11 protein-coding genes are annotated in these 23288 nt (G+C 64.1%); 7 read left to right on the forward strand and 4 right to left on the reverse strand.

The window, feature by feature from the left end:
• Window positions 1-109 precede the first annotated feature (109 nt).
• A complete protein-coding gene (locus tag CD58_RS08845) occupies window positions 110-886 on the forward strand; it encodes a substrate-binding periplasmic protein (protein WP_038436552.1) in 777 nt (258 codons plus the stop codon).
• Window positions 887-955: 69 nt separating this feature from the next.
• On the forward strand, window positions 956-1969 hold the full coding sequence (locus CD58_RS08850) for a GNAT family N-acetyltransferase (RefSeq protein WP_025212662.1): 1014 nt from the start codon (window positions 956-958) through the stop codon (window positions 1967-1969).
• 137 nt (window positions 1970-2106) lie between these two features.
• Here CD58_RS08850 and CD58_RS08855 read toward each other — a convergent pair whose 3' ends face one another.
• Window positions 2107-2655, reverse strand: a complete 549-nt coding sequence (locus CD58_RS08855) for an RNA polymerase factor sigma-70 (RefSeq protein WP_025212663.1) — start codon at window positions 2653-2655, stop codon at window positions 2107-2109.
• 271 nt (window positions 2656-2926) lie between these two features.
• Here CD58_RS08855 and CD58_RS08860 point away from each other — a divergent pair, with 271 nt between their 5' ends.
• Together CD58_RS08860 and CD58_RS08865 are read left to right on the forward strand one after the other, a co-directional pair.
• Complete coding sequence (locus CD58_RS08860; RefSeq protein WP_025212664.1) at window positions 2927-15913, forward strand: non-ribosomal peptide synthetase; 12987 nt, start codon at window positions 2927-2929, stop codon at window positions 15911-15913.
• Between the two features lie 194 nt (window positions 15914-16107).
• A complete protein-coding gene (locus CD58_RS08865; protein WP_025212665.1) occupies window positions 16108-16914 on the forward strand; it encodes an alpha/beta fold hydrolase in 807 nt (268 codons plus the stop codon).
• A gap of 181 nt (window positions 16915-17095) precedes the next feature.
• Here the strand turns inward: CD58_RS08865 and dsbG are convergent, their stop codons facing one another.
• Genes dsbG through dsbD form a run of 3 tightly spaced genes read right to left on the reverse strand, consistent with a single transcriptional unit; the run spans window position 17096 to window position 20438 of the window.
• Complete coding sequence (gene dsbG, locus CD58_RS08870) at window positions 17096-17863, reverse strand: thiol:disulfide interchange protein DsbG (protein ID WP_025212666.1); 768 nt, start codon at window positions 17861-17863, stop codon at window positions 17096-17098.
• Window positions 17839-18708 carry a TlpA family protein disulfide reductase gene (locus CD58_RS08875; RefSeq protein ID WP_025212667.1) on the reverse strand — a complete coding sequence of 290 codons (870 nt, stop codon included), beginning with the start codon at window positions 18706-18708 and terminating at the stop codon, window positions 17839-17841. The genes dsbG and CD58_RS08875 overlap by 25 nt, the downstream gene beginning before the upstream one ends.
• A complete protein-coding gene (gene dsbD, locus CD58_RS08880; protein ID WP_025212668.1) occupies window positions 18708-20438 on the reverse strand; it encodes a protein-disulfide reductase DsbD in 1731 nt (576 codons plus the stop codon). The genes CD58_RS08875 and dsbD overlap by 1 nt, the downstream gene beginning before the upstream one ends.
• Before the next feature lie 175 nt (window positions 20439-20613).
• On the opposite strand from dsbD, the gene CD58_RS08885 reads away from it, so the two are divergent.
• The 3 genes from CD58_RS08885 to CD58_RS08895 all read left to right on the forward strand — a co-directional run bounded on the left by CD58_RS08885 (window position 20614) and on the right by CD58_RS08895 (window position 23263).
• Window positions 20614-21294: a response regulator gene (locus tag CD58_RS08885; protein ID WP_025212669.1), complete on the forward strand. Its 681-nt coding sequence runs from the start codon at window positions 20614-20616 to the stop codon at window positions 21292-21294.
• Window positions 21291-22616 (forward strand): ATP-binding protein, encoded by a 1326-nt coding sequence (locus tag CD58_RS08890; RefSeq protein WP_025212670.1) that lies wholly within the window; start codon window positions 21291-21293, stop codon window positions 22614-22616. Before CD58_RS08885 ends, CD58_RS08890 begins: the two co-directional genes overlap by 4 nt.
• Window positions 22617-22741: 125 nt before the next feature.
• Window positions 22742-23263, forward strand: coding sequence for a GNAT family N-acetyltransferase (locus tag CD58_RS08895; RefSeq protein WP_025212671.1), 522 nt, complete (start codon window positions 22742-22744; stop codon window positions 23261-23263).
• The last annotated feature ends 25 nt before the right edge of the window (window positions 23264-23288 follow it).

Consider the following 23288-nt stretch of genomic DNA (forward strand, 5'->3'; position numbering starts at 1 on the left):
GGCGCTTTCAAAGGGCTGTGTACTGGCTAAGCGGCTGAAACCACCTAGCTTGATCGTCGTGATGGGTACTTTTGGGGAGTGGGTTATCTTGACGTTTTCATCGATGGGGATGACCTCGCGTGTTGTGCTGGCCGCACTGGCCATTTTCTTGACGTTGCCGGCTGAAGCGGCGCAACTGGTCCGGATCGGCGCAGCCCATTTTCCGCCTTACACCGTTCGCCCCGAGAATGGCGCCGACACCGGTCTGTTGCCGCAAATGGTCGAAGCCTTGAATCGATTGCAAACCGACTATCAGTTCGTGCTGGTGCCGACTTCGATCCCGCGCCGATTCAATGACTTCAAGCAAGGTCGGGTCGATTTGGCGATTTTCGAGAACCCGGACTGGGGCTGGCAGGATGTGCCGCATACTTCTGTGGACATGGGCCTGGAAGATGCGGAGATCTTTGTCACCCAACGCCAGCCGGATCGCCAGCAAAGCTATTTCGCTGACCTGCGGGGCAAGCGCCTGGCCCTGTTCAGTGGTTACCACTACGCCTTTGCCGAATTCAACGCCGACCCCAAGTTCCTCACCGGTCAATTCAACGCCACGCTCACGTACTCCCACGACAGCAACCTGCTGATGGTGTTGCGAGGACGAGCGGACGTTGCACTGGTGACTCGTTCGTATCTTAACGATTACGTGCTGCGCAATCCCGAGGTCGGCCCGCAGTTGCTGGTGTCTGAACGTATCGATCAGGTTTACCACCATTACGCACTGATCCGGCCGCAGGCGCCGATCTCGGCCGAAGCGTTTGGGCAGCTGCTGCAGAAACTGCGGGACAACGGCCAACTGCTGGCGATTTTCAGCCCCTACCAAATTGCCCTGGTGCCGACGCATTCTCATTGATGCGCCACTAAATTTCCGTTCCTGGCTCACGTCACACGTTGACTACCGACGAATACGCGAGCCCCTTCCATGCCCAATCTCAACCACCCGACGACACTGCCCTTGCCCGGCGGTCGTCGCCTCGGTGCCGATGAAACCGAACGTCACCTGAGCCTGATGCTTGAAGGCGCGCCGCTGATCCGGTTGCGCCTGGAGCGCGGTCCCGAACTGCACGTGCACTTGCAGGAAATCAACGACCGGCCCGTCGGCCCAGCGCTATGGGCCGCCTGCTATTGGCTGTTTGCCCGCGATTGCGACTGCCAGCGCCTGACCTGGCACCTCAACGAACGTCCTGGCGAAGCGTTGCTCAGCGGCTTGTTGACGGCCACCGAGCGTCCCGGCGAATACGCCTGTGAGCGCACGACGTTCTGGCAACTGCCGCAGCCCTGGCTGGGGGAGTCGTTCAGCGGCAGTTACCCGCAGCAGATGATCATCACCGATGGCAAGCGCCATCCGCGTCGGCCCGTGAAACCGCGAGGGGAAGTGTATCGACGCTTCGATGCGCGGCTGGGTGCGTGGGTGTCCTTGCGCACCCTGGAAATCGAGCAGGACCTGACCCGCTTCAACCGTTGGCAGAACAGTCCCCGGGTGGCGAGTTTCTGGCAGGAGGAGGGCAGCCTGGAACAGCATCGCGAGTATTTGGGCAAGCTGCAGAGTGATCCCCGGGTCTTGACCTTGATCGGCTGCTTCGATGACCAGCCGTTCGCCTATTTCGAAGCCTATTGGGCCAAGGAAGATCGAATCGCGCCATTCTATGACGCCGGGGACTACGATCGCGGCATCCACATGCTGGTGGGCGAAGAGCAACACCGGGGCCCGCACAAGGTGGCGAGCTGGCTGTCGGCGTTGGTGCATTTCCTGTTTCTCGACGACCCGCGCACCCAGCGCGTGGTGGCCGAACCCCGCGCCGACAACGCCCGGATGATCGGTCATTTGCACAATCAGTGCTTCCATTGTGAAAAGGAATTCGATTTCCCTCACAAGCGTGCGGCGTTGATGATCCTGGGGCGTGAGCGGTTTTTTGATCGGTGTGGGTTGATGTGAGGGTAGGGGGCGGTCATCAGGCCGCCATCGCGAGCAAGCTCGCTCCCACAAGGGATTTGGGTGTTCACAACGTTGGTGTTCACAAATCCCTGTGGGAGCGAGCTTGCTCGCGATGAGGCCGGCAAAACCACCGCAAGTTACCGCCGGGCGAACGTATCCCCCCGAACCCCCGACACCTTGCGGCAATGCACCAGGGCGTCGCGGATCATGAAGTTCACCAGTGTCGGCGAGACCCCCAGTTCCTTGGCGATGTCTTTCTGGGGCACGCCGTGCAGGCGGTACATCTCGAAGGCGTAGCGGGTGCGGCTGGGCAATTCGGTCAGCGCATCGGCGATGTGCTCCAGCGTGGAAAAGTTGATGTGGGAGGTTTCTGGCGAAGCACCCTGGATCACCACGTTCAACCCTTCCTCTTCCGGGCCCGAGTATTTCTGTTCCAGCGCCTGCTTGCGGTAGTGGTCGATCGCCAGGTTGCGCACGATCTGGAACAGATAGCTGAGCTGAGCCTTGAACGAAGAGGTGATCTGTGGCGCCGATTGCAGCCGGAAAAAAGCGTCCTGCACCACATCTTCTGCTCGGGACCGGCAACCGGTGATGCGTGCCGCGATTTTGACCAGGATCATTCGGTTATCGACGAATGCCTGAAGTAGCGGTGAGTCGCACCTGCTTGTGGATACTTGTTCCGTCATGGAATTCACCTTGCTGCAAAGAGTTGGGAGGACGACCGAACTGTCGGGCTCGTCCTACGCATCGAGCGACAAATTAGGCTGAATGATAATGATTGTCAATTGAGAAGAAGAATTATTGATGTGCAGAAGTCCAGCATGACGTATGCGACCCGTTGCCGCGGCGCATTGCCGTCAAAGGGGCTGGCGCGGGTGGCCGCTGACTAATTATTTGTCGGCGATATCCGTTCCCATGGGTGACCACTTGCAAGTCGAATTTCAGGCAGGAAACCCCATGACCGACGCGTTTGAACTCCCCAGCACCCTGGCTCACGCCCTCCAGCGCCGCGCCGCGTTGACGCCGGACCGAGTGGCCTTGCGCTTCCTTGCCGACACCCCGGAGCAGGGTGTGGTGTTGAGTTATCGCGACCTGGACCTGGGCGCCCGGACCATCGCCGCCGCCTTGCAGGCCGAAGCGGCATTTGGCGAGCGCGCGGTGTTGCTGTTCCCCAGCGGCCCGGATTACGTCGCGGCGTTTTTTGGCTGCCTCTACGCTGGGGTGATCGCCGTGCCGGCCTATCCTCCAGAGTCCGCCCGTCGCCATCATCAGGAACGCCTGCTGTCGATCATCGCCGACGCCGAACCGCGCCTGCTGCTGACCAGCAGCGATCTGCGCGCGCCCTTGCAAGCCATCGAGTCGGCCCCGCCGGTGTTGTGCGTCGACACCCTCGACCCAGCCATCGCCGGGCAATGGGTGTTGCCGACGCTGCAAGACGATGACATCGCCTTCCTGCAATACACCTCCGGCTCCACCGCGTTGCCCAAGGGTGTGCAGGTCAGCCACGGCAACCTGGTGGCCAACGAATTGTTGATTCGCCACGGCTTTGGCATCGACCTGAACCCCGACGACGTGATCGTCAGCTGGCTGCCGCTGTACCACGACATGGGCTTGATTGGCGGCTTGTTGCAGCCGGTGTTCAGTGGCGTACCGTGCGTGCTGATGTCGCCCGCGTATTTCCTCGCCCGGCCACTGCGTTGGCTCGAAGCGATCAGCGAGTACGGCGGCACCATCAGCGGCGGCCCGGATTTCGCCTATCGGTTGTGCAGCGAGCGCGTCAGCGATTCAGCCCTGGCGCGTCTTGATCTGAGCGGCTGGCGCGTGGCCTATTCCGGCTCCGAGCCGATCCGCCTCGACACCCTGGAGCGCTTCGCCGAGAAGTTCGCCCCGTGCGGCTTCACGCCGGACAACTTCATGGCTTCCTATGGCCTGGCCGAAGCGACGTTGTTCGTGGCCGGCACGCCGCGCCGCCATGGCATTCCTTCGCTGCGGGTGGACGACGCGGCACTGGCGCAAAACCGCGCCGAGTCGGGGCAGGGCAGTGCGATGATGAGTTGCGGTGTCAGCCAGCCCGGGCACGCGGTGTTGATTGTCGAGCCCAATACCTTGCAGGCGCTGGCGGACAATCGGGTCGGCGAAGTCTGGGCCACCGGGCCAAGCATCGCCCACGGCTACTGGCACAACCCCGAGGCCACGGCCAAGACCTTTGTCCTGCACGATGGCCGCACCTGGCTGCGCACCGGCGACCTGGGGTTCCTGCGCGACGGTGAGCTGTTCATCACCGGGCGCCTGAAGGACTTGCTGATCGTGCGTGGTCACAACCTTTATCCCCAGGACATCGAGCAAACCATCGAACGCGAAGTGGAGGTGGTGCGCAAAGGCCGGGTGGCGGCATTCGCGGTCGATGAGGGGGGCGAGGAAGGCATTGGCATCGCCGCGGAAATCAGCCGCAGCGTGCAGAAAATCCTGCCGCCCGAGGCCTTGATCAGAGCCATTCGCCAAGCTGTGGCCGAGGCCTGCCAGCAAGCCCCGAGCGTGGTGGTGCTGCTCAATCCCGGCGCGTTACCCAAGACTTCCAGTGGCAAGTTGCAGCGTTCGGCCTGCCGTTCCCGATTGGCGGACGGCAGTCTCGACAGTTATGCGCTGTTCCCGTCGGCCGAGCGTGAGGACACTCGTGAGGCGGGCCCATCATCGGCGCTGCAAACGCTGATCGGCCAAGTCTGGTGCGAGCACTTGCAGGTCGAACAGGTCCAGGCCGACGATCACTTCTTCCTGCTGGGCGGTAACTCCATCGCCGCCACCCAAGTGATCGCGCGACTGCGGGACCAGCTGGGTCTGGCGCTCAATGTGCGCCTGCTGTTCGAAGCCCCGACCCTGGCGGCTTTCGCGGCGGCGGTGGCGAGCCAGCAACAGGACGGCGACCAGGCCCAAGGCGCGATCAGCGTCTTGCCGCGCCACGAAGCGCTGCCGCAATCCCTGGCCCAGAACCGTCTGTGGATCACTTGGCGGCTCGATCCCGCCAGCCGCGCCTACAACATTCCCGGCGCCCTGCATTTGCGCGGTGAGCTGGACGAAGACGCTTTGCGCGCCAGCTTCCAACAACTGGTCGAGCGCCACGAATCCCTGCGCACGCGGTTCCTGGAACGTGATGGGGTGGCCCTGCAACAGGTCGATCCGGCTGCTGGGTTCAACCTGCAAGTGCTCGACCTCAGCGAGGTGCCTGCCGACCAGCGCGAAGCCCGGGCGCGGCAGGTTCGAGACGAGGACGCGGCCACGCCGTTCGACCTGGAAAAGGGGCCGCTGCTGCGGGTCACCTTGCTGCGCCTCGATGAAGACGATCATCAACTGCTGGTGACCCTGCACCACATCATCGCCGACGGCTGGTCGATGAATGTGTTGATCGAAGAGTTCTCGCGGCTGTACGCCGCCGCCCGCCAAGGGCAGGTTGCCGAGCTGGCGCCGCTGCCCTTGCAATACGCCGACTACGGCAGCTGGCAGCGCCAATGGCTGGCCCAAGGGGAGGCCGAACGCCAACGGGTGTACTGGAAACAGCAATTGGGTGGCGAGCATCCGACCTTGGCCCTCAGCACGGATCATCCGCGCAGTGCACAACACCATCGCAGTGCCGCGCGTCATAGCCTGCGCCTGGACAAAGGCCTCGGCGATGCCTTGCGTCGAGTGGCCCAGGCCCATGACGCGACGCTGTTCATGCTGTTGCTGGCGGCGTTCCAGGCATTGTTGCAGCGCTATACCGGCCAATCCGACATCCGCATCGGTGTGCCCAACGCGAACCGTCCGCGCCTGGAAACCCAGGGTCTGATCGGTTTCTTCATCAACACCCAGGTGCTGCGCGGGCAGGTCGATCCGCGGCAAGCGTTCACCGCGCTGCTGGCCCAGGCCCGGGAAGCCACCCTCGGTGCCCAGGCCCATCAGGACTTGCCGTTCGAACAGTTGCTCGAAGCGTTTCCCCAAGCTCGGGAGCATGGCCTGTTCCAGGTGATGTTCAACCACCAGCAACGTGACCTGGGGGCCTTGCGGCGCCTGCCGGGGTTGTTGGCCGATGAGTTGCCATGGCACAGCCGCGAAGCCAAGTTCGACCTGCAACTGCACAGCGAAGAGGATCGCAACGGCCGGCTGACGCTGTCGTTCGACTACGCCGACGAGCTGTTCGAGACGGCGACTATCGCCCGCCTGGCCGAGCATTACTGCAACCTGTTGCGCGCCGTTTGTGTCGATCCCCAACAAGCCATCGGCGATGTGCCGTTGTTGACCGCCGAGGAACATGCGCGGCAGCAGCAGTGGAGCGGGGCCCCGTGTGCGCCGGCCAGCCAGTGGTTGCCGGAACTGTTGAACGAACAGGCCCGGCGCACGCCACAACGTACCGCCCTGCTGTGGGACGGCGGGCAGCTGGACTACGCCGAGCTGCACTCCCAGGCCAATCGCCTTGCCCATTACCTGCGCGACAAAGGCGTCGGCCCGGACGTGTGCGTGGCGATTGCCGCCGAACGCTCACCGCAGTTGCTCATCGGCGTGCTGGCGATCATCAAGGCCGGTGGCGCCTACGTGCCGCTGGATGCCGATTACCCGGCTGAGCGCTTGGCCTACATGCTCCAGGACAGTGGCGTCGATTTGCTGCTGACCCAAACGGGGTTGCTTGAACGTTTGCCGGCCTGCGAGGGCGTCAGCGTCATCGCCATGGACGCCCTGCATCTGGAGCAATGGCCGAGCAATCCGCCGGGCTTGCACCTGCACGGCGAGCACCTGGCCTACGTGATTTACACCTCCGGTTCCACCGGCCAGCCCAAGGGCGTCGGCAACACCCACGCCGCCCTGGCCGAGCGCCTGCAATGGATGCAGGCCGCCTACGGGTTAGATGAAAGCGATGTGCTGATGCAAAAAGCCCCCATCAGTTTTGACGTGTCGGTGTGGGAGTGCTTCTGGCCGCTGATCACCGGCAGCCAACTGCTGCTCGCCGGCCCCGGTGAACATCGCGACCCGCATCGCATCGCCCAGTTGGTGCAACAGTTCGGCGTGACCACGCTGCACTTCGTGCCGCCGCTGCTCAGCCTGTTTATCGACGAACCCTTGAGCGCCCGATGCACCAGCCTGCGCCGGGTGTTTTCCGGCGGCGAAGCCTTGCCGGCCGAGCTGCGCAACCGCGTGCTGGCGCAACTGCCGTCGGCGCAATTGCACAACCGCTATGGCCCGACCGAAACCGCGATCAACGTCACCCATTGGCACTGCAGCGAGGCCGATGGCGAACGCTCGCCAATCGGCCGTCCCCTGGGCAACGTGCTGTGCCGTGTGCTCGACAGCGAACTCAACCCGGTACCGGCCGGTGTGTCGGGCGAGTTGTGCATCGGCGGCCTGGGCCTGGCCCGGGGTTACCTCGGCCGTCCGGGCCTGAGCGCCGAGCGTTTCGTCGCCGATCCAATGGGGGCGGCCGGGGCGCGGCTGTACCGCACCGGCGACCGGGCCCGCTGGACCGCCGACGGTGTGATCGAATACCTCGGCCGTCTCGATCAGCAGGTCAAGCTGCGCGGTTTTCGGGTCGAACCGCAGGAAATCGAAGCGCGCCTGTTGGCCCAGGACGGCATCGCCCAAGTGGCGGTGCTGGTACGCGACACCGCAGCGGGCCCACAACTGATCGGCTATTACACCGCCCCCGATGTGGCGGAGGATCAGGACGCGCTGAACACCCGACTCAACGCCGCCCTGGCCGCCGAACTACCCGACTACATGGTGCCCGCTCAGTTACTGCGCCTGGGCACCATGCCCCTGAGCCCGAGTGGCAAACTCGATCGCCGTGCCTTGCCCGAGCCGCAGTGGCAGGTGCGTGAGCACGTCGAGCCGGTCAGCGCCCTTGAGCAGCAGATCGCCGGCATCTGGCGCGACGTATTGGGGCTTGCGCGCATCGGCCTGCGGGACGATTTCTTTGCCTTGGGCGGCCATTCGCTGCTGGCGACCCAGATCATTTCTCGCACCCGCCAGGCGTGCGACGTCGAGCTGCCGTTGCGGACGTTGTTCGAGGCCAGTGAACTGGGGGCGTTCTGCGAACAGGTGCGCTTGATCCAGGCCAGCGGCCAGACCAACCGGCAGCCACCGATCGCCACGGTCGATCGTAGCCAACCGGTGCCGCTGTCGTATTCCCAGCAACGCATGTGGTTTCTCTGGCAGATGGAGCCGGACAGTCCGGCCTACAACGTTGGCGGCATGGCGCGCCTGCGCGGGGTGCTGGATGTCGGGCGCTTCGAAGCGGCCTTGATGGCGTTGATCCTGCGCCACGAAACCCTGCGCACCACCTTCCCCAGCGTCGACGGCGTGGCCCGGCAACAGGTGCACACCGAAACGGGCCTACGCATGGACTGGAAGGACTTCTCCAGGCTGGCCGCCGATGTTCGCGAGCAGCGAGTGCAGCAATTGGCCGACAGCGAGGCGCACAAGCCCTTCGACCTGGAAACCGGGCCGCTGCTGCGGGCCTGCCTGGTCAAGACCGCCGAGCAGGAACATTACTTGGTGCTGACCCTGCACCACATCGTCACCGAAGGCTGGGCGATGGACATTTTCGCCCGCGAACTGAGCGCGCTCTACGAAGCCTTTATCGACGATCGCGAATCGCCCCTGGAGCCCTTGCCGGTGCAATACCTGGACTACAGCGTCTGGCAGCGTCAGTGGCTGGAATCCGGTGAGCGTCAACGGCAACTGGATTACTGGACCGCGCAACTGGGCCGCGAGCATCCGCTACTGGAATTGCCGAGCGACCGTCCGCGTCCGCCGGTGCAAAGCCACCGCGGCGAACTGTTCCGTTTCGACCTCAGCGATGATTTGGCCGCGCGAGTCCGCCACTTCAACGCTGAACAGGGCTTGACCCTGTTCATGACCATGACCGCCGCCTTGGCCGTGCTGCTCTATCGCTACAGCGGCCAAACCGACCTGCGCATCGGCGCGCCGGTGGCCAACCGCATCCGCCCGGAAAGCGAGGGCCTGATCGGCGCGTTCCTCAACACCCAGGTATTGCGTTGCCAGCTCGACGGGCAAATGTCGGTGGGCGAACTGTTCGAGCAGGTGCGCCATACCGTGATCGAAGGCCAGTCCCATCAGGACCTGCCGTTCGATCATCTGGTGGAAGCCCTGCAACCGCCGCGCAGTGCGGCGTACAACCCGCTGTTCCAAGTGATGTGCAACGTGCAGCGTTGGGAGTTCCAGCAGAGCCGTACGCTGGCTGGCATGACCGTCGAATACCTGGTCAACGACGCCCGGGCCACCAAGTTCGACCTGAACCTGGAGGTCACCGACCTGGACCATCGCCTGGGTTGCTGCCTGACCTACAGCACCGACCTGTTCGACGAACCGCGCATCGCCCGCATGGCCGGGCACTGGCGCAATCTGTTGGAAGCGCTGTTGGCCGATCCCGCTCGACGGTTGAGCGAGCTGCCTCTGCTGGAAGCCGGCGAGCAGCAACAGATGCTCGACAGCCTGGGTGTCGAACCCGGTGAGCATCGCCTGGACCAATGCCTCCACGAACTGTTTGGCGAACAAGCCCGGGGGCGTCTCGACGCACCGGCCTTGACCTTCGCCGGGCAGACCCTGACCTACGGTGAACTCGACAACCGAGCCAATCGCCTGGCCTGGATGTTGCGCGAACGCGGTGTCGGGCCGCAGGTGCGGGTGGGCCTGGCCCTGGAGCGTTCGCTGGAAATGGTCATCGGCCTGCTGGCGATCCTCAAGGCCGGCGGCGCCTACGTACCGCTGGACCCGGAGTACCCGCTGGACCGTTTGCATTACATGATCGAAGACAGCGGTGTAGGGCTGCTGATCAGTGATCGGGCGATGTTCCAGGCCTTGGGGCCATTGCCGGATGGCATCGAGCGCTGGTGCCTGGAAGATGATTCGGCGGCACTGGCGCATTACCCGGACCAGGCACTGCCGCTGATCAATCTGCCGCAACACCAGGCCTACCTGATCTACACCTCCGGTTCCACCGGCAAGCCCAAGGGCGTGGTGGTGTCCCACGGTGAAATCGCCATGCACTGCCAGGCGGTGATCAGGCGTTTCGGCATGCGCCCGGACGATTGCGAGCTGCATTTCTATTCCATCAACTTCGACGCTGCCACCGAGCGTCTGCTGGTGCCGTTGCTCAGTGGCGCCCACGTGGTGCTGCGGGCCCAGGGCCAGTGGGACGCCGAGGAAATCTGCGAGCTGATTCGCCAACATCGCATCAACATCCTCGGCTTCACCCCCAGCTACGGCAGCCAGTTGGCGCAGTGGCTGGCGACCCAGGGGCAGACCCTGCCGGTGCGCATGTGCATCACCGGCGGCGAAGCCTTGACCGGTGAGCACCTGCAACGGATTCGCGCCGCGTTCAGCCCGAGTCTGTTCTTCAACGCTTATGGCCCGACCGAAACCGTGGTCATGCCGCTGGCGAGCCTGGCCCCGGAGCACCTGGAGGAGGGGGCGGCCAGTGTGCCGATTGGCAGTGTGATCGGTGCCCGGGTGGCCTACATTCTCGACGCCGACCTGGCCTTGGTGCCCCAGGGCGCCACAGGCGAGTTGTATGTTGGCGGCGCCGGATTGGCTCAGGGGTATCACCAGCGTCCGGGCATGACCGCCGAGCGTTTCGTCGCCGACCCGTTTGCCGCCGAGGGCGGGCGCCTCTATCGCACCGGGGACCTGGTGCGTCAGCGTGCCGACGGTCTGGTGGAGTACCTGGGACGGATCGACCATCAGGTGAAGATCCGTGGTTTCCGCATCGAACTGGGGGAAATCGAAACCCGCCTGCTGGAACACGACGGGGTGCGCGAGGCGGTGGTGTTGGCCCTCGACACGCCAGGGGGCAAGCAACTGGCCGGTTACCTGGTGACCGAGGTCGCCGAGCAGGATGCCGAGCAACAGGCGGCCCTGCGCGACGCCTTGAAAAACCACCTCAAGGCACAGCTGCCCGACTACATGGTGCCCGCGCACCTGATCCTGCTGGCGAGCATGCCGCTGACCGCCAACGGCAAGCTTGACCGCCGCGCCTTGCCGATGCCGGATCCTGAATTCAATCGTCAACACTACGTGGCGCCGAGCAACGCCCTGGAGCAGACCCTGGCGACGATCTGGTGCGATGTGCTGAACGTGGGCCAGGTGGGCCTTAACGACAATTTCTTCGAGCTGGGCGGTGATTCAATCCTGTCCATCCAGGTGGTCAGCCGTGCCCGGCAGCAGGGCATTCATTTCACTCCCCGCGACCTGTTCCAGCACCAGACCGTACAGACCCTGGCCGCTGTCGCTACCCACAGCCAGCAGATAAGCGTCGAGCAGGGCCTGTTGCACGGGGAATCCGGGCTGACGCCGATCCAGCATTGGTTCTTCGACAGTCCGATCCCCAACCGTCATCACTGGAACCAGGCGCTGTTGCTGGAGCCGGCCATCACTCTGGACCCGTTAGCTCTGGAGCAGGCACTGCACGCCGTCTTCCAACACCACGATGCCTTGCGCCTGGGCTTTGACGAGTCCGCCGGGCACTGGCGCGCCGAGCATCGGCCATTGTCCGAGGCGGCGCTGTTGCAACAGGTGTCCGTGGAGGGCGTGGAGACCTGTGAGCGTGTATTCGCCGAGGCCCAGCGCAGCCTGGATCTTTCTACCGGCCCTCTGCTGCGTGCCGTGTTGGCGCAGATGCCTGGTGGACCACAACGGCTGCTGATCGTCATTCATCACTTGGTGGTCGACGGGGTGTCGTGGCGGGTGCTGATGGACGATCTGCAAACCGTCTACCGTCAGCTCACGGCCGGGCAAGACGCCCAACTACCGGCCAAGACCAGTCCGTTGCGTGACTGGGCCGCGCGCTTGCAGGCTTACGCCAGCAGCGAATCCCTGCGCGAAGAACTGGATGACTGGCAAGCGCAATTGAGCGGCCCGCAGGTGACGTTGCCGTGTGCGCGCCCTGAGGGTGGGTGCCAGGAGCGTCACGCGCAAACGCTCAGCGTGCGCCTCGACGCCGAGCGCACCCGGCAGCTGCTGCAACAGGCCCCGAGTGCCTACCGCACCCAGGTCAACGACCTGTTGCTCACGGCGCTGGCTCGGGTGCTGTGTCGTTCAAGCGGCCATGCTTCGGCCTTGGTCCAGCTCGAAGGCCATGGCCGCGAGGCATTGTTCGATGACATCGACCTGACCCGCACCGTGGGCTGGTTCACCAGCGTTTATCCGGTGCGCCTGAGCCCATCGGGTGAAGACTTCAGCGCGTCGATCAAGGCCATCAAGGAGCAACTGCGCGCGGTGCCCCACAAGGGCCTCGGCTATGGCGTGCTGCGCTATTTGACTGACCCGGCGACTCGCCAGGCAATGGCCGGCCTGCCGCAAGCGGCGATCACCTTCAACTACCTCGGTCAACTGGACCAGACCCTCGGCCAGGACGCGCTGTTCCGGCCGCTGGATGCACCACTGGGCGCCATCCACGACCCTGACGCGCCATTGCCCAACGACCTGAGCATCGACAGCCAGGTCAGCGGCGGCGAGCTGGTACTGCGCTGGACCTTCAGCCGCGAACGCCATGACAAGCAGGTCATCGCTGCCTTGGCCGATGCTTACCTCGATGAGCTGCAACGCCTGATCGAACATTGCCTGACGGAGGAGGCGGGCGGCCTGACGCCGTCGGATTTCCCCCTGGCGAAACTGACCCAGGACCAGCTCGATAACCTGCCGGTGCCGGCCGCGCAGATCGAAGACGTCTACCCGCTGACGCCGATGCAGGAAGGCATGCTGCTGCACACCCTGCTGGAGCCGGGCACCGGCCTGTACTACATGCAGGATCGCTACCGCATCAACAGCGAGCTGGAGCCGCAGCGTTTCGCCCAGGCCTGGCAGGCGGTCATCGCCCGGCATGAAGCCTTGCGTGCGTCGTTCTGCTGGAACGTCGGCGAAGACATGCTGCAGATCATCCACAAGCCCGGCAGCACGCCAGTGGATTATCTGGATTGGTCTGAAGTGCCTGAAGACGCCCAGGAAGCCAAGCTTCAGACGCTGCTCAAAGACGAGCGCGAGGCCGGTTTCGATCTGTTGAACCAAGCGCCGTTCCACCTGCGATTGATCCGGGTTGGCGCAGCCCGCTACTGGTTCATGATGAGCAACCACCACATCCTGATCGATGCCTGGTGCCGCTCGCTGCTGATGGATGATTTCTTCGAGATCTACACCGCCCTGGGCGAACAGCGCGAGGCGCAACTGGCCGTGCCGCCGCGCTATCGCGACTACATCGGCTGGCTGCAACACCAGAGCCTGGCCGAAGCCCGGCAATGGTGGAAGGGCAATCTGCAAGGCTTCGAGCGGACCACGCCGATCCCTGGCGACCGGCCGTTCCTGCGCGAACACGCCGGTGACAGCGGTGGCATGATCGTCGGCGACTGCTACACCCGCCTCGACGTACGTGACGGTGCCCGCTTGCGCGAATTGGCCCAGGCCCACCAACTGACCATCAACACTTTCGCCCAGGCGGCGTGGGCGCTGGTGCTACGACGGGTGAGCGGCGACCGGGACGTGCTGTTCGGCGTCACCGTCGCCGGGCGTCCGGTGGAACTGCCGCAGATGCAACGCACGGTGGGGTTGTTCATCAACAGCGTCGCGCTGCGGGTGCAGATGCCCGAGGACAGCCAGCCTTGCAGTGTGCGCCAATGGCTCAGCGGCTTGCTGGACAGCAACATGCAACTGCGCGAGTACGAATACCTTCCACTGGTGAGCATCCAGGAAGTCAGTGAACTGCCCAAGGGCCAACCGCTGTTCGACAGCCTTTTCGTGTTCGAGAACGCGCCGGTGGAAGTCTCGGTACTGGACCGCGCCCAAAGCCTCAACGCCACCTCGGACTCGGGCCGCACCCACACCAACTTCCCGCTGACGGCGGTCTGCTACCCGGGGGATGACCTGGGACTGCATCTTTCCTATGACCAGCGCTACTTTGATGAGTCCACCGTCCAAGGGCTGCTGGGCGAGTTCAAGCGCTTGTTGCTGGCGCTGATGGAGGGTTTCCACGGTGACATGGCCGAGCTGCCGCTGATTGGCGCCGAGGAACAGGTGTTCCTGGTCGACGGCTGCAACCAGAGCGAGCGGGCCTATCCGATGGAGCAGAGCTATGTCGCGCTGTTCGAGTCGCGGGTCGCGGCCCATCCGCAACGCATCGCCGTCAGTTGTCTGGACACCTGCTACAGCTATGCCGAGTTGAATGCCCGCAGCAACCGCCTGGGCCATGCCTTGATCGCCTCCGGTGTCGGGCTCGATCAACCGGTGGCGCTGCTGGCCGAACGGGATGCAGATCTACTGGGCATGATCATCGGCAGCTTCAAGGCCGGCGCCGGTTACCTGCCGCTGGACCCCGGCCTGCCGAGCCAGCGCCTGAGTCGCATCATCGAACTGAGCCGCACACCGCTGCTGGTCTGCACCCAGGCCTGTCACGCCCAGGCGCTGGCGCTGCTGGATGCGTTCGCCTGTTCCGGGCGGCCGAGGGTGCTGGTGTGGGAGGACGTCCAGGCCAGTGATGTCTCGCTGGAAAACCCTGGCGTCTACAGCGGCCCGGACAACCTGGCCTACGTGATCTACACCTCCGGTTCCACCGGGCTGCCCAAAGGCGTGATGGTCGAACAGCGGGGCATGCTCAACAACCAGCTCAGCAAGGTGCCTTACCTGGCGCTGAGCGAGGCGGATGTGATCGCGCAGACGGCGTCCCAGAGCTTCGATATTTCGGTCTGGCAGTTCCTCGCGGCGCCGTTGTTCGGCGCCCGGGTGGACATCGTGCCCAACGCCATCGCCCACGATCCCCAGGGGCTGCTGGAGCATGTGCAGCAGCAGGGCATCACCGTGCTGGAAAGCGTACCGTCACTGATCCAGGGCATGCTCGCCCAGGAGCGTATCGGCCTGGACGGCCTGCGCTGGATGCTGCCCACCGGCGAAGCGATGCCGCCGGAACTGGCCCATCAATGGTTGCTGCGCTACCCGGACATCGGCCTGGTGAATGCCTACGGGCCGGCGGAATGCTCCGATGACGTGGCGTTCTTCCGGGTCGACATGGCCTCGACCCGCGGCACTTACCTGCCGATTGGCACGCCCACCGACAACAACCGTCTGTACCTGCTCGATGGCGCGCTGGACCTGGTGCCGCTGGGCGCCGTCGGCGAGTTGTGCGTGGCGGGCACCGGGGTTGGCCGCGGTTACGTCGGCGATCCCCTGCGCACCGCTCCAGTGTTCGTGCCGAACCCGTTCGGCGCGCCAGGGGAGCGGCTGTACCGCACCGGCGACCTGGCGCGGCGCCGTAGCGATGGAGTGCTGGAGTATGTCGGGCGCATCGACCACCAGGTGAAGATCCGTGGCTACCGCATCGAACTGGGGGAAATCGAAGCGCGGCTGCACGAACAACCCGAGGTGCGCGATGGTGCGGTGGCTGTGCAGGAAGGCACCAATGGCAAGCATCTGGTGGGCTACCTGGTTGCCACCGACTCGGCGCTGAAGCCGAGCGAACGCCTGGAGCGCATCAAGCAACGCTTGCGCAGCGAGCTGCCGGAATACATGGTGCCGCTGCACTGGCTATGGCTCGACCGCTTGCCGCTCAACGCCAACGGCAAACTCGACCGCAAGGCCTTGCCGGCCCTGGAGATCGGCCAGTTGCACAGCCAGGACTACCAGGCCCCCGGCAATGCGCTGGAGCAGACCCTGGCGGACATCTGGGCTCAAGTACTGAAAGTCGAGCGGGTGGGGGTGCGGGACAACTTCTTTGAACTGGGCGGGCATTCGTTGCTGGCGACGCAAATTGCCTCGCGGGTGCAAAAGGCCCTGCAACGCAACGTACCGCTGCGGGCGATGTTCGAGTGCAGCACGGTGCAGGAACTGGCTGAGTACATCGACGGGCTCGCGGCCAGTGACATCACCGAGGAGAAGGTGGATCGGCTGAATGATCTGATGGCGGAGTTGGAGGGGCTGTAGTTTTACAGTGCCCGTGGCGGCCTCATCGCGAGCAAGCTCGCTCCCACAGGGTTTGTGATCGACACAAATCCAATGTAGGAGCGAGCTTGCTCGCGATAGCGTCAGCCCCGACACCACGAAGCCCAAGGTTGACGCCTCGCCCTGCACGGCTCAGGCTCCCCAGGGCTTTCCACACTCAAACCAGGAGGTTATCGATGCCCTTTGCAACCATTGACGGACAAACGCTGCATTACCTGGACCAGGGCCAAGGCCCGGTGGTGCTGCTGGGCAGCAGCTATTTGTGGGACCACACCATGTGGGCACCGCAGATCGAAGCCTTGTCCTGCCATTATCGGGTGATCGCCCTGGACCTATGGGGCCACGGCCAATCCGGGCGCTTGCCTGAGGGCATGACCTCGCTGGACGACTTGGCCCGCCAAGCGCTGGCGCTGATGGATCACCTGGACATCGACTGCTTCAACCTGGTGGGGCTCTCGGTGGGTGGGATGTGGGGCGCCCGGCTGGCGCTGGCGGCGCCGAAACGACTCACGTCCCTTGTGCTGATGGACACCTACGTGGGCGTCGAGCCGGAGCCGACTCGCCAGTATTACTTCTCGCTGTTCGACAAGATCGAAGCCAGCGGCAGCATTCCCGAACCTTTGCTGGACATCGTCGTGCCGATTTTCTTTCGGCCGGGCATCGATCCGCAGTCAGCGCTGTACCAGCAGTTCCGCGCCTCGCTGGCCGCACTGCCGACCGACCGCCTGCGCGACAGCATCGTACCGTTGGGGCGGATCATTTTCGGGCGGGACGATATCCTGCCGCGCCTGCATGAACTGGATGCCGAGCGCACGATCGTGCTCTGCGGCGACCAGGACAAACCGCGTCCACCGTCCGAGGCCCAGGAGATGGCCGAGCTGGTGGGTTGCCCGTGTCGGTTGATCCCGGAAGCGGGGCATATCTCCAACCTGGAGAGTCCAGAATTCGTGACCAGTGCACTGCTTGAGTTTTTGCGCCGCTGACCCATCGCGAGCAAGCTCGCTCCCACACTGGTTTTGTGGTGACTAGTGGATCTAAAACCACCGCAAACCCTTGTGGGAGCGAGCTTGCTCGCGAAGACGGCGGCACAGTCAACATCACTGTCAACTGACCCACCGCTTTTGTGAGCAAGCCCACTCCCACAAGGTTTTCAGTGAACGTCTGTCACTTCGGCCCGAGAATCTTCACCAGTTTGTCCGGTGAGGGTGCGCCTTGCTGTTGTTGCAGGTCGCCCTTGTCATCCAGATAGAAAATCGCCGGGGTGGCGGAGAGTTCCAGTTCGTCCATCAACCGCTGGTTGGCGTCCAGTTTTGCCTGGATGGCCGGCGGTATGTCCTTCAGCGGCTTGAGGGCGCTGCCCTTGCCAGCCTTTTCATGGGTTTCCAGGGCTTTTTCCGGGTCCTTGGCGGCCAGCAGCGCGGCGGATTTGGCCGGGCTGTCTTCGCGGATGATGCCCACCATGATGTGGCGCAACTGCACTTTACCGGCCTTGACCCATGGCCGTGCCTGTTCCCAGAACATGTTGCAGTACGGGCAGTTCGGGTCACTGAACAGGTACACGGTGCGCGGAGCGTCCTTGTTGCCGTCGGCGATCCAATTGCTGGCTTGCATCTTCGCCCAGACTTCCTTGGCCATCGGGGCGTACACCAGCTTTTGCAGCGGCTCTGCGCTCAAGTCCTTGCCGTCGGCATCGTACAGATTGCCTAGCAGGACGTGCTGGCCATCCGGCGTCAGATACAACGCCATACCACGATTCTGGTATTGCGCCGCGTAACCGCGCAAGCCATCCGGGGCCTCGAAGGTGCCGATGATCTTCGCGCCCTTGGCTTCGATTTTCTTGATAGCCGCAGGCAGTTCTTCGGCCTGTAGCAACGGTGCCTGCAGCAGTGCGCTGGCGAACGCCAGCGTCAGCAGACGGTGGAGGCGGGGCATGGCGGTTTCCTTGTGGCAGGGTGGGACGCCGTGGTCGAACCCGGCGTTTCGAAGTTTTCCAGGGCATGGGCCAGGCTCGCTTCCGACAATTCGCCCAGGTGGCTGCCCAACAGACGGCCGTCGGCGCTGTAGAACAGTGTGGTCGGCAAGGCCATGGAGCCGACGGCCTGGCCGAGGCGACCACTGCCATCGAACAGCACGTTGTCCAGGCTCAAACCCTGGGTGGCGAGGTAAGTGCTGACGCTTTGCATGCTTTCGGCCTGGTTGACGAACAGGAACGTCAGGTCCGGGCGCTGCTGCTGGGCTTCTTCCAGCACCGGCATTTCCCGTCGGCAGGGCGGGCACCAGGTGGCCCAGAGGTTGATCACCAGGGGCCCGCCCTGATAATCGGTGAGTTTCACGGTCTCACCGTCGGCGGTGCGCAGGGAGATGTCCGGCAACCGGGTGCCTTGCTCATAGATCGTCAACGACATAGTCGCCGCCAGCCAGAACAGCAGGCCACTGCCGACGCCGAAACCCAATGGCCGGCGCAGGGCCGGTCGGCGCCGTGCCCAGAACAGCGCGCCGATCACCAGCGCCAGCACGCCCGGCCAGGCCAGGAAACCGCCGTCGCGCAGATCGACGATCTGCCATGGGTCGTCCTGGTAATGGCTCCAGTAGGCCGCGACAAAACCGATCCGCGCCACCAACAGGCCCAGCAAAAACAGCACGAACAGCACCGACTCGGGATTTTCGCCACCGCGCTTGGCCACTCGCCAGCCGACGAAAGTCGCCAGTGCGAGGGCGCTGATCAGCAACAGATGATTAAGGGCGATGGCAAAGGTGCCGAGGGTGAACGTCAGCATCAGCGCGCGTCCCGGATGAGGTTCCAGCGCTCCAGGAACACCTTGGCGTCGACTTCTCCGGTGATCCGCTGGCTGCGCCGTTCTTCACCGTCGGCGCCGATCCACAGCAGGCTTGGCGGCCCAGGTACCTGGTAACGGCCGAGCAGTTCGCGGCTGGCGGGATTGTCGGCGGTTACGTCCAGACGCAGCAGGCGCACGTCTTTCAGGGCGTCCAGCACCTCGGTGCGGCCGAACACCTGTTTTTCCATGATCTTGCAGGACACGCACCAGTCGGCGTAATAGTCCAGCAGCACCCATTGACCCTGGGCCTTGGCCGCGTCCAGTTGCCGTTGCAAGGCAGCGGGCTCGCTGACCGTGACGAAAGCCTCGTGGGCACTGACGGCCCCGCTGCCTTCGGTGCTGGCATACACCTTCAAGGGCTGGAAGAAATCGTCGCCGCCGCCCGCCGCGCCAATCACCAGCAGGCTGCCCCACAGGCCGAACAGCAGCGAGGCGCTGCCGCAGACATAGGCGATGCGGCCGAAGCCTTCGGTCTGGCGCCAGGCGCTGTAGGCGGCAATCAATAACAGCACGCCCCATAGGCCGAGCCACAACGAACCGTCGATGACCGGGCGAACCAGCAGCAATGCAGTGCCCAGGAACAGGAAACCGAACACGCCCTTGACCAGGTTCATCCAGGCGCCGGGCTTGGGCAGGAAGCGATTGCCCACGGTCACCAGCAGTAATAGCGGCAGGCCCATGCCGATGCCCATGGTGAACAGGATCAGCCCGCCGTGCAGCGCATTGCCGCTCTGGGCGATGTACAGCAGCGCGCCAGCCAGCGGGGCGGTCATGCACGGACCCACCAGCAGGCCAGACAGCGCCCCGAGGATTCCGGCGCCCATCAGGCTGCCGCCGCGCCGCTGGTTCCCGGCGTTTTCCAGTCGGTCACGCAGGGCGGCGGGTAACTGCAATTCGAAGAAGCCGAACATAGGCAGCGCCAGCAACACGAATACCGCCGCGAAGGTCCCCAGCAGCCAGGGTTGTTGCAGCAGTGCCTGGAGGTTGGCCCCCAGCAGCGCGGCGAGCACGCCCATGGCGGCGTAGACCAAGGCCATGCTGATCACGTAACTGCCGGCCAAGGCCAGCCCGCGCCGAGGCCCGGCGCCGCTGCCCACCACCAGCCCGGCCAGGATCGGCAACATAGGCAGGGAGCACGGCGTGAACGCCAGCAACAGTCCCAGGCCGAAGAACACCAGCAGGCTCCAGCCCAATGCCCGTTGTTGCAGGCCGCTGGCCAGGGCCTGGTCCGGCGCCTCGCCAGTGGTTGTCGCGGTTGCACTGCTGCCCCCCAGGTCCACCACTTGAGTCTGGGGTGGATAGCACAAGCCCGCGTCGGCACAGCCCTGGAAGCCGACTTTGATCTTGCCGGTGGCGCCGGCCGGAATCTTCAGCTCCAGCGCCTGGCGATAGACCTGCTGGTCGCCGAAAAACTCGTCGCTGTGGGCTTCGCCCTCGGGCAGTTGCGGTTTTTGCGCCTCGGCAAGCCCGTCGAACCTGAGCCGTTTCTGGTACAGGTAATAGCCATCGGCGATCTGCCAGAACAGCTGGGTTTCACCGGAGTCCAGGCGTTCGGAAGTGAACACGAACGCCTTTTCCACCGGCAGGAAATCGGGTTTGGTCTCGAAGGGATTGGCGGCCTGGGCCAGGCCCGAAATCAGGAGCAGCCACAGCAAAAACAATCGACGCATGGATAAAGCCTTAGAACGAAGCAAGTGGAAAGCACAATGGCGACTGGCGATTAACCGTCGATTAACCCGACGACGACCGGTGGGCCGCAATGATCGCCCATGTTTGCCGTACTCGTCGCATAATGTCGGCTTAATCGGCCAGCGGCCTAATGTACCTTTTTCCACGGGGCTTACCATGCACGTACTGGTCTGCGAAGACGATGAGCTGATCGCCAGCGGGATCGTTGCCGGGCTCACGGCCCAGGGCCTGACCGTCGAACACGTCGCCACGGCATCGGCGGCACGGGCGATGGTCGGCGTGGCCGAATTTGACGTCATGGTGCTGGACCTGGGGTTGCCCGACGAGGACGGCCTGAAATTGCTCAAGCAACTGCGCCAGCAAGGCCTGGAGATACCGGTGCTGATCCTCACGGCCCGGGATTCGGTGACCGATCGGGTCGATGGCCTGCAGGCCGGTGCCGATGACTATTTGCTCAAGCCCTTCGACCTGCGCGAACTCGCGGCGCGCCTGCACACGCTGCTGCGGCGGGTGGCGGGGCGCAGCGTCAATCTGATCGAGCACGGCCGCCTGACTTACGATCCCAGCAGCCGGGAAACCACATTGGCTGGCCAGCCGGTGGATCTGTCCCGTCGGGAGCAGTCGCTGTTGCAAGCGCTGCTGCACAACCGTGGCCGGGTGCTGTCCACCGAGCAACTCAAGGACAGTGTCTATGGGTTCAATGACGAGCTGGAAAGCAACGCCCTCAACGTCCATATCCATCACCTGCGACGCAAACTGGGTAACGGAATCGTCGAGACCGTGCGCGGGCTTGGTTATCGGTTGGGACCGGCCGACGGCGGGGAATCTTCCAAGTGATGAGTCTGCGACTGCGCCTGAGCCTGACCCTCGGCGCGGCCTTCGCCCTGATCTGGGCCCTGGCCGCGGCGTGGATGCTCAGCGATCTGCGCAACCAGATGATGTTCTCCCTCGACCAGCGTCTGGTGGCCTCGGCGCGCATGGTCGCCGGGTTGCTGGAACAGTTGCCACCACTGCCCAGCAAGGGCGAAGGCACGCATTTCAGCGCCGAGCAATTGAGCATTCCCGGCGGCATGGCCTGCCAGGTCAGCTCCTTGCGTGGCGAGATTCTGGCCCGCAGCCACGGCACGCCAGAGCAAGCCTTGGAAGCCGAGAAGATGGGGTTTCACGACCAGATGATCGACGGTGCGCCCTGGCGCAGCTTCACCTTGGCCCGAGGTGATCTGCGCATCACCACCGCCGACCGCCAGATTGAACGCGAAGCCTTGAACATGTCGATCCTGCTGGCGGCCTCGGTGCCGGTTGGCGTGGCGCTGCTTGGTTGCCTGTGCTTGCTTTGGCTGGGCATCGGCCAGGGCCTGGCACCGCTCAATCGCATGCGCGACGCGCTGATGCGGCGCAATGCCGACTCTCTTGAACCCTTGCAGATCCATCCGCTGCCCAGTGAGCTGCGGCCCTTGCTGGAAACCCAGAACCAGCTGTTCCAGCGCATTGGCAAGACCATCGAGCGCGAGCGTCGGCTGACCGGCGATGCCGCCCACGAACTGCGCAGCCCACTGACCGCCATCAAGACCCACCTGCAAGTGGCGCGAATGACCGAAGGCGCCGCCCGCGATCAATCCCTGGCCCGGGCCGAGGAGGGTGCCGATCGCTTGCACCGCACGCTCGAACAGTTGCTGCTGCTGGCTCGGGTAGAGGGCAGCCTGTCGTTCGACGATGGCGTGCACTGCAACGCCGAGCAGGTTGCCCGACTGGCGATCCAGGACGCGGCCAGCAGTGATTCGCGACGGATCAAGCTGAAAATATCGCCGGGACTGTCCGACGCACCCGTGCAGATGCCGGCGGTGCTTTCCATCGCTGCTCTGCGCAACCTATTGGATAATGCGCTGCGCCATACGCCGGACGATACCGATGTGGAGCTGAGCCTGGAGATGATCGGCCAGCGCGTGCGTTTCCAGGTACGTGACCACGGTCCCGGCATTGCCGCCGACGATATCCAGCACCTGACCCAACGCTTCTGGCGCAACGGCCAGAGCACCGGCTGCGGGCTGGGGTTGGCGATCGTCCAGGCCATCGTCCAGCGTTGCGGCTGCGGCCTGCACTTCGATAGCCGTCCGGACGGGCTGCGGGTCGAATTGACGATGCCGGTGGGGGCCCGCTAGCGGGCAGCTACAAGCGACAAGATGGACCGCTTGAAGCTTGAAGCTACAACTTCCCATTGGCGCGCCCACCTTGTCCGGGTCTATGTTTTTTTCAGCTTGACTCAAGGACTGAGGAAAACCGCGCCATGGACACTTTCATCGAAATCTGCACGGCCACGCCCAGCGATGCCGGCATCATCAGCCGGATCGCCGAACGCTCCATCCGGGTCGGTTGTGCCGTCGCACACCGTAATGACCCGCGCATCGTGGAGGCCTGGGTCCGCAATAACACCCTCACACATGTACGGCCCTGGCTGGCTGATCCTCGGCTGCGCCTGACCCTGGCGCGTTTGCAGGGGCGGCCGGTGGGCACTGCCATGGCCTCGGTCGATGGCCGGATCGCGTTTTGCTACGTGCAACCGGAATGGTTTCGTCGTGGCGCCGGGCAGGCGCTGGTGTGCGACATCGAGGCGTGGCTGCGCGAGCGCGGGGTCGTCCAGGTACGACTCAACAGCACGAGCACCAGCCAGGCGTTCTATCGGCACCTGGGGTTCGAGCAAAGTACCGAGGCCTTCACCATCGACGGTGTCACGGCCATTGCGATGCACAAACCACTGATCGAGCCCGCAGGGAAAGTTCGGCCCGAGAGTAAATCCTTGCCGCGCTGATGCGTTTCCACAACAGGAAACCTGC

Origin of the sequence: Pseudomonas brassicacearum (assembly GCF_000585995.1) — a bacterium.
Lineage (GTDB): Bacteria > Pseudomonadota > Gammaproteobacteria > Pseudomonadales > Pseudomonadaceae > Aquipseudomonas > Aquipseudomonas brassicacearum_A.

What these genes read in the sequence shown, in the direction of transcription:
- CD58_RS08895 (WP_025212671.1), top strand. Translation starts at nt 22,742, where the DNA reads ATGGACACTTTCATCGAAATCTGCACGGCCACGCCCAGCGATGCCGGC.
- dsbG (WP_025212666.1), bottom strand. Translation starts at nt 17,863, where the DNA reads ATGCCCCGCCTCCACCGTCTGCTGACGCTGGCGTTCGCCAGCGCACTG.
- dsbD (WP_025212668.1), bottom strand. Translation starts at nt 20,438, where the DNA reads ATGCGTCGATTGTTTTTGCTGTGGCTGCTCCTGATTTCGGGCCTGGCC.
- CD58_RS08845 (WP_038436552.1), top strand. Translation starts at nt 110, where the DNA reads ATGACCTCGCGTGTTGTGCTGGCCGCACTGGCCATTTTCTTGACGTTG.
- CD58_RS08860 (WP_025212664.1), top strand. Translation starts at nt 2,927, where the DNA reads ATGACCGACGCGTTTGAACTCCCCAGCACCCTGGCTCACGCCCTCCAG.
- CD58_RS08850 (WP_025212662.1), top strand. Translation starts at nt 956, where the DNA reads ATGCCCAATCTCAACCACCCGACGACACTGCCCTTGCCCGGCGGTCGT.
- CD58_RS08865 (WP_025212665.1), top strand. Translation starts at nt 16,108, where the DNA reads ATGCCCTTTGCAACCATTGACGGACAAACGCTGCATTACCTGGACCAG.
- CD58_RS08875 (WP_025212667.1), bottom strand. Translation starts at nt 18,708, where the DNA reads ATGCTGACGTTCACCCTCGGCACCTTTGCCATCGCCCTTAATCATCTG.
- CD58_RS08885 (WP_025212669.1), top strand. Translation starts at nt 20,614, where the DNA reads ATGCACGTACTGGTCTGCGAAGACGATGAGCTGATCGCCAGCGGGATC.
- CD58_RS08855 (WP_025212663.1), bottom strand. Translation starts at nt 2,655, where the DNA reads ATGACGGAACAAGTATCCACAAGCAGGTGCGACTCACCGCTACTTCAG.